The 1,375-nt window shown below is 41.5% G+C and carries 1 protein-coding gene; it reads left to right on the forward strand.

Going from position 1 to position 1,375, the window contains the following annotated elements; all coding sequences use genetic code 11:
* Positions 1-1,375: type I restriction-modification system endonuclease (hsdR, locus tag L652_RS0100085; protein WP_024603157.1), on the forward strand; the 1,375-nt coding region annotated here is incomplete at both ends.

Below are 1,375 nucleotides of genomic sequence, written 5' to 3' on the forward strand. Positions count from 1 at the left end.
CTAACGAACCAACAGGCTTAGGGCTCCGTTATTTTCAAAAAGAGGCTATAACAGCCACCGAGCAAGCTATTAAAAAAGGCCAGCAAAATATACTACTTGCTATGGCAACCGGTACAGGTAAAACCCGTACCGCTATCGCGCTTATGTACAGGTTAATTCAGTCACGTCGATTTAATCGTATTTTGTTTTTGGTTGATAGGCGCTCATTGGGTGAGCAAGCACTAAATTCGTTTGATGACACACGTATAAACGATGTGCCTTTTAATACCATATTCAATATAAAAGGCCTGACCGATAAGTTCCCGTCAGACGCAACTAAAATACATGTATCAACTATTCAATCGCTAGTTAAGCGTACGCTACAAAGCGATGAATTTATGCCAGTAGAACGCTACGATTGCATAATAGTAGACGAAGCACACCGTGGTTATATTCTTGATAAAGAACAAACCGATGGCGAAATGGAATTTAGAAACCAGCTCGACTACGTATCAACGTATCGCAGAATACTTGACCATTTTGATGCAGTAAAAATAGGGCTTACTGCAACACCCGCATTACACACCACCGACATTTTTGGTTTACCAGTGTACCGTTACAGCTACCGCAAAGCGGTGATAGACGGCTACTTAATAGACCAAGCGCCCCCTATAAAAATAATTACTAAGCTTAACCAAAACGGTATTTATATCGATAAAGGCTCAGAGGTAACACGCTTAACCTCTCAAGGGGAGCTAATTCAAGATACCCTTGAAGACGAGCGCGACTTTGAAGTAGCCAGCTTTAATCGCGATATTATTGCATCAAACTTTAATAAAATAGTTGCCGAGTCATTAGCTACAAAGCTTGACCCAACCGGCAAGCAAAAAACACTCATATTTTGTGTAAACAACACCCATGCCGATAACATGGTTATTGAGCTGCGTGAGGCTTTTAAAAAGCATTACCCAAACCTTGAGCACGACGCCATTATTAAAATAACCGGCGAAAGCGACAAAGATCCTAAAAAAATACAAAGTATGATCACCCGCTACAACAAAGAGCGTTTACCTAATATTGCAGTAACGGTAGACCTACTCACTACAGGGATAGACGTACCGAGCATTTGTAACCTGGTGTTTTTACGTAAAGTAAAAAGTCGTATTTTGTACGAGCAAATGAAAGGGCGCGCCACACGTTTATGTCCAGAGGTTGGCAAAGTAAACTTTACTATTTACGATGCCGTCGATTTATACGACTCGCTCGAATCGGTAGATACAATGCGCCCAGTGGTTGTGCGTCCAAAAGTAGAGTTAAACACCTTAGTAAACGAAATAACCGACTCACAAACTTATAAAACATTAGAGGCCGATGGCCGCTCGTTTGCACATCACAG

Source organism: Pseudoalteromonas sp. TB25 (assembly GCF_000497995.1).
Classification (GTDB): Bacteria; Pseudomonadota; Gammaproteobacteria; order Enterobacterales; family Alteromonadaceae; genus Pseudoalteromonas; species Pseudoalteromonas distincta.